We start from the raw sequence: 8,372 nt of genomic DNA, 5'->3' as shown, positions 1-8,372 counted from the left end.
AATATAAACCTTGCGCCCAGATATCTGTCCTGCCAGCCGGAACTATGCTAGAATTTCTGCAAATATCATATATTAAACGCATAGACACTCTATGTTCCTCTAAAATTTGCCAAAATGCGGGCAGTATTCTGCCGTCTACCGCCAACTCGACATGTATATGGTATTGCTGGTACATTTCATGTTTTAATCGGTCATCTTTTGTAGTTATTTGCGACAATTTTCTTCCGTCAGCATCTACGTAAATTTGAGTAATAAGATTTGAAAAAAGAGACTTTTTTAAAAGCTTCTCGGATGACTTTTTGATATCTTCATATAGTGGATTTGCTGTGATATTAGCTAGGCATAATACCGCTTCAGATAATCGCTTGCCTTTTACTACTAGCTTTGCATTATTTTGATAACGCGAAATATCGATCTTATCGGCAGCAATCAAACTCATTTCGCTTATAATATCTTGGTTATTTTGCCCCATCAGCTTGCGTATCTCGTCTATTTTTTGATCGATTCCGAGCTCATTTCTATCTTTTGCAGGAATGCTTCTGAGCTCTTTTAGTGCTTGCTCTAGGTCTATTTTTGACGATATAGAGTCGCTTACTTTTGTTTTTTCTATTAAGACATTAGCTATTTTAAGTGCGATTTCGGCTATTTTACGGCTATTTTTGAGCTTCTTATACCATTTTTGCGACTCTTGATAATAGTCTATAGCCGCTATAAATTCTCCCTCTTTGGCAAAGGTATCGGCAAAATTTTCTAATTTTTCAGCTACGCTTGGTTGCAGTTTTCTGTTCAGCTCCGCGATATCCAATAAATACGACATCCTTAAGCAGTAGTATTGATCGGTCGGCTCTACTTTATTAAAACATTCTAAAATTTATTCGATATTTCGGCGTATTGATTTTTTGTGATTTTGGATAGTCGAGATAGCCTGATAGCCCTTTCAAACGCATCTATCTTAAATTGATTTAGCGACTTTGGCTCTAGAGATATTTTCGAGTATTCATTTACGGCGATCTCTAAAAATTTAATATTTTTAGGACTTTTTAAAATCCATAAAATATCGGCGATCCTTGATTTTAATCTGCAATCGGTTATTTCATCCAAAATACTCTCGAAAAATTCCAAATCCTGCTCAGTAAAATCATCCAATATCGCCGATCTGCCATTGCCCCAGATGCACCCGGCTTCGTACGACTTATTTAGACTTCCAGGTTTTAAGGCCATAGAGCAAGCATTTCTTAATAAATAAAATACCTTGCTCGCTTTTAAATTTCCATTTCTAAAATTTTCCTCGCACAAGTCCGCAAATTTAAAACTGTAATCGTCAAAATATTTTGCGTCTTTGAGTATTTCGCCCAAGTTTATACCCAAAAAATCATCTTTAGTTATCGTTGTTTGATGTATTTCTTCGATCAAATTTCATCCTTTTTAAATAAAATTTTACTCCACCATCGCAAATTTGACTAGTCTCGGCTGAGCTATTCGCTCGTAGTCTTTCGTATTTAAAATGATAGAATGATCTAGCAAGCCTGCATTAAAGGCAAGCTCGGCATAGCGCGTAAGCAGGCTATGATCAGCGATCAGCTCCAGCTCCTCATGAAAGCTAAACGGCGGAACGCTACCAAAGACGCAGTCGGTGAGTCGCATGACCTCATCGGGGCTGGCTAGGCTTGCCCTAGTGCCGCCCAGTGCGTGTGCGATGAGCTGTAAATCAGCCTTGTAGTCCGCTGGCAGTACGGCTAAAACATATCGCTTTGCACCCCCGCCTTTTACGACGCAAACGAGCGCTTTTGCCCCCTGCCCTAGCTCTGTGCCGCGCACTACGGCAACCTCGGCCGAGGTTTTGGCACTTGCGTGAGATACGGTGCGAAAGTCTGCATTTTGCGAGCTTAGCAGCTCTTTTAGCTTCTCAAAAATTTGCTCGGACATCGTTGTTCCTTTATTTAAAATTTAGTTTAAATTATACAGCAAATTTTTAAAACTGCCCTGCTCTTTTTTGGAAATTTAACAAGCTAAATGCATCTAAATTTGACCACATCTTGAGCCGCTTAAATTTAAATATTTTTGGCTATCATTTCGTAAATTTGCCTTAAAATAAACGTAAAGAAAAAGAGCAAATTTACAAAGGAAAAATCATGCAGATCGACAAAATCCAAATCGAAGCGGGTTGGAAAGAAGCGCTAAAAGAGGAGTTTTTGAGCGAAAATTTCGCTCGCGTAAAGGAAAATTTCTTGCGCGCAAAGGCTGCCGGCGAAGTATATCCGCCAAACGCGCTGATATTTAACGCCTTTAATCTCACGCCGTTTAACGCCGTCAAGGTCGTGATCCTGGGCCAAGACCCATACCACGGCCCGGGGCAGGCGATGGGGCTAAGCTTCGCTGTACCGCATGGCGTCAAAATCCCGCCGAGCCTCGCCAACATCTACAAAGAAATCCGCGACGATCTGGGCATAACTGAGCCAAACTCAGGTGATCTGAGCTACTGGGCGAAGCAGGGCGTGCTGCTGCTAAATGCGACGCTAAGCGTTAGTGCAGGGCAGGCTAACTCGCACTCAAATTTCGGCTGGCAGGAGTTTACGGACGCTGCGATCAGGAAGCTTAGCGATTGCGCCCAGAACGTCGTTTTCATGCTATGGGGCAACCCGGCTAAGGCCAAAATCCCTCTCATCGACGCTAACAAACACCTTGTACTAACGGCAGCGCATCCAAGCCCGTTAGCGCGCGGCGCGTTTTTTGGTTGCAGGCACTTTTCAAAGGCGAATTTGTATCTCGCCGAACACGGCAAAGCGCCGATAGATTGGGATTTAAACAACGCTAGTTAGTGTGCTTTTATGCGGCTGCGACAAAACGAGCTTTTATGATTTGGCTAAAGCGAGTTTGCAAAATTTAGTAAGCATACAATTTTAATTGTGCCAGGCTACATTAAATTTGCATTCAAAAGCTTGCCAGACTAGGTTTGGCGGGTTTCAAATTTGATTGTAGAGCTTTTGGCTTTACTTGGCAAAAGCGACTCAAATTTGTCTATACAAACGCCTACTTTTGCGCCTTTTCCGCCCTCATCTCATCTAGCATGGATTTTATCTTGGCAGATTCGCGCTCGCAAAATTTCTCATCGCCGCTTTGTATAATTAGCGCCGCTTGACCATCCTGCGCTTTTTGTAGCTCGTCAAATTTAAGCTCAAAGAGCCTAAAGGCCTGCGGATCGTCTTTTAGCTGCTTGGATTTTATTTCGTAAAGCTCGTTTAGGTAAATTTTGCTTTGCTTCACGTACTCCTCACACGCGTTTTGAGCGCCTAAAGCCAGCGCGCTCAGAGCGCAAAATATTAATATTTTTCTCATCATCGTCCTTTAAATTTGTAAAATTATACACTTTTTTAGGGTTTAAATTTTATAATTTCTAAAAATTTAAAGGCGAAAAATGAGACGAAAAGATAGAGAATTAACCGCGCAAGAAGGCCTTGAGATCATCGATGCTTGCGAATACGGCACGATTTCTTGCATTACGGACGGGGGCGAAATTTTTAGCGTACCTATCTCGGTCGTGCGCGAGGGCGAGAGCGTATTTTTGCACGGCGCGCCCGCAGGCTCTAAGGCAAAGCTGCTAAATGACGGCAGAAACGTGACGCTGGTTTGCGTGAGCTACGCGCGGGTGCCGGTTTTGACGGACGAGCAGCTAGACGCGATCAAGGACGACGGCAAAGCGCTTGGCGCCAAAGTTTTCACGACAGAATACAAATCCGCTATCGCAGAGACTAAAGCTTATATCGTGACGGACGAGGCGACAAGACTGCGCGCGCTACGGCTGCTTAGCGAAAAATACACGCCAAACTACATGCGAACCTTTGACGTCGCGGCGGCTCACGGGCTAAAGGCGATGAATATCTACGAGCTAAAGATCGCGAGCATAACAGCAAAGGCGAAGATTATTTGGGATTAAAATTTGCGCTTTGGGGCGGTAAATTTGATGCTAAATTTTAAAAATAATTACACGAAATTTGATGGCGATAAAAAAATAAAAAAGACGAAAAAACCCTCCAAGCGGAGGGATAAAAATTATTTAGGCAGTGTAGCTATAACTTGTTTCATTTGCTCAAGGGCAGGTTTGCAAGCGGCCTCTTGCGAGTCTTGCGGAAGCTGAGCAAACTGAGCTTTTTGGTCTTCATAAGTAGATTTCATAGCCGCCATTTGCGGATTGTCTTTTGTTTTTTCAACAAACTCGTCGACTAGTTTAAAGTACTCCTCGCAAGAAGGCGAAAGCTCGACCGTAGCTGCGGCATTTGCGCCAATTACGCCAAGGGCGGCGATTACTAACAATGACTTTTTCATGTATTCTCCTTATATGAAATAGGCGGGCATTATATCCTTTTTCTTTCCTTTTTTCGTAAATCAAATTTAAAAATTTTGTTAAAAATATAAGTTAATTTAAATGAAAAATAGATAAAATTATACCTATTATCAATTTCTTAATATAAAAGGGGATGTCATGGGTAAATTTAGCATTATCGCGGCTGCAGTTTTACTGAGCGCAGCCTCGGCTCTCGCGCAGACGGGAGGAGTGGATAGCAAATTTAAGCGAGCCGACAGCAATGCTACGGGATCTGTAAAGCTAGATATGGTTTCCGTCACGGCAAACAGGAGTGAAACAGACGTCGCTAAATACGCCGGCCAGGTCAGCGTCCTAAATCAAAACGATCTGGTAAAATCACCGTCCGTTATCGACGCCATCGGCTCGGTACCCGGCGTCATGCTAGGAAACGACCACGGCAGACAAGTCGGCCAATACTACAACATCCGCGGCTTTGGTTACCAAAGTGAAGCGCGCGTCATCATCGAACAAGACGGCATCAAGCGCTCGCCTTCGCTCTTTTCCAATCAAATTTCAACCTTTCGCGTGGATAACGACTTACTAAAACGCGTCGAGGTCGTAAAGGGCGCTAGCTCCGTGCTGCACGGCAGCGGCGCGATCGGCGGTATCGTTAGTATGAGAACCAAGGACGTGAGCGACTTTATAAACCCTGGCAGCGACTACGGCGTCACGATCGGCCACCGCCAGGAAAGCAACCACATGAACTCAAATCGAGCCGCCATCGCAGCTAAACCTACGGAAAATTTCGGCATTTTACTCTATGGCAAGCATGCGGACTTCGGCAAGATAAAGATGGCTAGAGACGGCAAACGCTCGGGCGTGAAATACGCGGAAAACGACGAGCAGGTAAACACCGTCTTTGCCAAAGCCGAGTGGGCGATAACCGACGAGCATGCTTTGGAGGCTAGCGTATTTAACTATCACGAAAAATTCTCCTCCTCGCCTTGGCAGTCGCTTTTCTGGAGCGAGGACGCGGAGCTACCTACCTCGGGACGTCTAAAACAGCGAGACTATAGCGTGATATACAAATACACTCCGCTAAATAACAGGTGGATAAATTTCTCCGCTCAGTACTACAACGCAAAAGCCCTAAATCACAGGATCAGAACGGGCTTTAGCAGAGGCAATCCCGTCTACATCGACTACAAAAACAAAGACGACAGATGGGGCGTCAGGCTCAAAAACGAAAGCCTCTTTGACACCGGCATGCTAGAGCACAGGCTGGTTACCGGCATCGACTACGAACACAGAAAAGAGGACGCGATATTTTGGTACAACGGCGCGCTTAGCGACTTCGGTTCGTTTCCGAATTTTTACAAAGACCTCGGTATCTACGCGCAAGATGTATTTAGCGTAGGTAGATTTGAGTTTACTCTGGGCGGCAGGTTTGATAAATTTAAACGCGGAGTCAAAAGCGGCGATCGCAACTCATACTCCGAGTCTAGATTTTCCCCAAAACTCGGCCTTGCATACGAGGTCTTTGACGGCGTAAATTTACTCGCGGGTTATGCGGAGACCTTTAGAGGACCTACTCCAAACGAAACGTCATCGGCCGGCCCGCTAAATCCGCACTACTGGTACATACCAAACCCAGACCTAAAACCTGAAATCGCAAAAGAGTACGAAGTAGGCTTTTCTATCGACAAGCAGGGGCTTTTGGGCGATGACGAGCTGTATTTTAAGGCTACCTACTACGACGGCAACATCAAAGATATGATAAATTTAAAAGCGAGACCGGATAAAGGCAATCCGCCATTTGACGCCGAAGCGCCGGGCAGACGCTACGGTATGTACGAAAACGTCGATAACGCAAAGCGCCGAGGCGTCGAGATCGAGTCCAAATACGCGATAAACAACCTTACATTCTCGCTCGGATACGACCATACGAAAATTTACGACAAAGCGACCAAAAAGATACTCACCGTCTATGCTGATAAGCTAACTTTGGGCGCGATGTATAGATACGAGCCGTGGGGGCTTAGTTTGGGCGGCGATATGACGCATTGGTTTAGGCCTAACAACGACGAGAAATACTACGTCGTGCGCGGCCAAAAATACGAATACGTAGACGAAACCTTTACTATCGTAAATTTTAAAGGCCGATGGGAGCCGAAAAATTTCGACAGTTATCTGCTAAACAAAGGGCTAAAAATCAGCTTTGGCGTAAACAATATCTTTAACAAAGAGTACATTTTCGCAAACGGATTTAAAAATACGACCAGAGTGGGCAAAGGCAGGAACTTCTACGTAGATTTTGAAAAGACGTTTTAGCTTAACGCGGCAAGCGGACTAAATTTGGCTAAATTTAGCTTAAATTTGGTCCACTTTAGCCGTTAAATTTACCGTTTTTGAGGGCTCGTTTTGGTTCAAATTTTGCATTTGCTGGGAGTAGGACGCTAGCATCAAATTTTGCTTTTTACCCGCCCAAGTTTGACCACCCACTCCCGCAAATCCGCTTCTTAATTTAAATTTGACTATAATGCCTTAAAATTTAAAAGGAGCAAATTTGCAAAATTTCGCCTTGAAATTTCGTCCGACGAGTTTAGACGAGATCTGCGGACAGCGCGAGCTGGTGGGCGTTTTTAAAAAATTTATCGAAAATAAAAAAATCCCGCACAGCATATTTTACGGGCCGGCAGGCTGCGGCAAGACTAGCTTTGCTCGCGTCGTCGCGCGGTCGATGGAGTATGATTTTTACGAATTTGACGGCGGAAATTTAAAGATCGAGGAATTTCGCAAAATCCTAAAAAATCACGAAAACGCGCTTTCTAAGCCGCTATTTTTCATCGACGAGATCCACCGCCTCAGCAAAACGCAGCAAGAAGCCCTGCTAATCCCGATGGAAAACTACCGCGCCGCCATCATCGGAGCCAGCACCGAAAATCCATATTTCACGCTAAGCTCGGGTATCCGCAGTCGCTCGATGCTCTTTGAGTTTAAACCGCTTGCGAGCGAGGATTTTGAAAAGCTGCTTGAGCGCGTGAGGGGCGAGGTTAAATTTGACATCTCAGACGAAGCTAAGGCCTATCTCGTAAAAAGTAGCGGCGGAGATGCGCGCGGACTGTTAAATTTGCTCGAGTTTGCCGTGAGTCTGGATGAAAAAATAACGTTAGAGAATTTAAAAACGCTGCGAGCTAACGCGGTTAGCGAAGGTGTTAGCGAGGACGATGTGCATTACGGGCTAGCAAGCGCATTTATAAAAAGCCTGCGCGGTAGCGACGAAAACGCCGTCATATACTATCTGGCACGGCTTATCGACGCGGGCGAGAGCGCTGATTTTATCGCGCGCAGGATGGCGATATTTGCTAGCGAGGATATCGGTAATGCTAACCCTAACGCGCTAAATTTAGCCGCTAACGCGCTAGCTGCCGTTAGCAAGATCGGCTTTCCGGAAGCGCGTATAATCCTCGCTCAGTGCGCGATGTATCTGGCTCACTCGCCAAAGTCAAACTCCAGCTACAAGGCCATAAACGCCGCACTGTCTTACGTCAAAAACGAGCCGCCGCTAAAGATCCCGCCCTATCTGATCAACACTGCGCCCGAGGCCAAGGACTATCTGTATCCTCATAGCTTTGGCGGCTGGGTGGAGCAAAAATACCTCGAAAAGCCGCTTAAATTTTACGAGAGCAACGGTATCGGCTTTGAAAAAACGCTGGACGAGTGGCTGGCGAAGATAAAATCCAAAGTCTAAATTTGCAAGGCTTGTAGCTGGCGGCAAAATTTAAATGGCCTACATTAAATTTATGCCAACCAAATTTGCCATGTCGTTTCGTCAAATTTTACAAAAAGCAGCGCGGTCAAATTTGCCGTATTTCATCTTTTGGTTTTTACAGGTTTGTTAAATTTCTCGGCAAATTTGCGCAAAATTCAAACGTAATAGCAAAATCAAATTTAAAATAAGCTCTAAAAATCGCCGTTTTGCGAAATTTGATCCAAATTTGACGTATATTTTTAAAATAGGCTAAAAAATTTTTATTATTTATTTTAGTTTTATATTTTTTTAAATATA

10 protein-coding genes are annotated in these 8,372 nt (G+C 44.4%); 4 read left to right on the top strand and 6 right to left on the bottom strand.

Translation table 11 applies throughout. The features are described 5' to 3' along the window. The 3 genes from Q0314_RS02570 to Q0314_RS02560 form a co-directional block, all read right to left on the bottom strand. The coding region (locus Q0314_RS02570; RefSeq protein WP_298056200.1) for a hypothetical protein at positions 1–805 on the bottom strand (805 nt) is incomplete at its 3' end. 59 nt (positions 806–864) lie between these two features. Further along, entirely contained in the window at positions 865–1,413 is a 549-nt protein-coding gene (locus Q0314_RS02565; RefSeq protein ID WP_298056197.1) for a hypothetical protein, read from the bottom strand. Between the two features lie 24 nt (positions 1,414–1,437). Further along, the gene (locus Q0314_RS02560) at positions 1,438–1,926 is read right to left on the bottom strand and encodes a YbaK/prolyl-tRNA synthetase associated domain-containing protein (RefSeq protein WP_298056194.1); all 489 of its coding nucleotides are present in this window, start codon (positions 1,924–1,926) and stop codon (positions 1,438–1,440) included. 206 nt (positions 1,927–2,132) lie between these two features. Here Q0314_RS02560 and ung point away from each other — a divergent pair, with 206 nt between their 5' ends. Further along, positions 2,133–2,819 carry a uracil-DNA glycosylase gene (ung, locus tag Q0314_RS02555; RefSeq protein ID WP_004321791.1) on the top strand — a complete coding sequence of 229 codons (687 nt, stop codon included), beginning with the start codon at positions 2,133–2,135 and terminating at the stop codon, positions 2,817–2,819. A gap of 211 nt (positions 2,820–3,030) precedes the next feature. On the opposite strand, the gene Q0314_RS02550 is transcribed toward ung, so the two are convergent. After that, on the bottom strand, positions 3,031–3,336 hold the full coding sequence (locus Q0314_RS02550; protein ID WP_298056191.1) for a hypothetical protein: 306 nt from the start codon (positions 3,334–3,336) through the stop codon (positions 3,031–3,033). 79 nt (positions 3,337–3,415) lie between these two features. On the opposite strand from Q0314_RS02550, the gene Q0314_RS02545 reads away from it, so the two are divergent. Continuing rightward, positions 3,416–3,934 (top strand): pyridoxamine 5'-phosphate oxidase family protein, encoded by a 519-nt coding sequence (locus Q0314_RS02545; protein ID WP_298056189.1) that lies wholly within the window; start codon positions 3,416–3,418, stop codon positions 3,932–3,934. Positions 3,935–4,050: 116 nt separating this feature from the next. Here Q0314_RS02545 and Q0314_RS02540 read toward each other — a convergent pair whose 3' ends face one another. After that, positions 4,051–4,323 (bottom strand): DUF5339 family protein, encoded by a 273-nt coding sequence (locus Q0314_RS02540; RefSeq protein ID WP_298056187.1) that lies wholly within the window; start codon positions 4,321–4,323, stop codon positions 4,051–4,053. A gap of 157 nt (positions 4,324–4,480) precedes the next feature. Between Q0314_RS02540 and Q0314_RS02535 the strand changes: the two genes are divergently transcribed. Beyond that, on the top strand, positions 4,481–6,634 hold the full coding sequence (locus Q0314_RS02535) for a TonB-dependent receptor (protein ID WP_298056184.1): 2,154 nt from the start codon (positions 4,481–4,483) through the stop codon (positions 6,632–6,634). A 39-nt stretch (positions 6,635–6,673) separates the two neighbouring features. On the opposite strand, the gene Q0314_RS02530 is transcribed toward Q0314_RS02535, so the two are convergent. Further along, on the bottom strand, positions 6,674–6,805 hold the full coding sequence (locus Q0314_RS02530; protein WP_298056182.1) for a hypothetical protein: 132 nt from the start codon (positions 6,803–6,805) through the stop codon (positions 6,674–6,676). A 64-nt stretch (positions 6,806–6,869) separates the two neighbouring features. Here Q0314_RS02530 and Q0314_RS02525 point away from each other — a divergent pair, with 64 nt between their 5' ends. Further along, the gene (locus tag Q0314_RS02525) at positions 6,870–8,054 is read left to right on the top strand and encodes a replication-associated recombination protein A (protein ID WP_298056179.1); all 1,185 of its coding nucleotides are present in this window, start codon (positions 6,870–6,872) and stop codon (positions 8,052–8,054) included. Positions 8,055–8,372: the final 318 nt, after the last annotated feature.

It is taken from the genome of uncultured Campylobacter sp., assembly GCF_938040115.1.
GTDB lineage: Bacteria > Campylobacterota > Campylobacteria > Campylobacterales > Campylobacteraceae > Campylobacter_A.
This window is presented reverse-complemented; position numbering and strand designations above follow the sequence as displayed.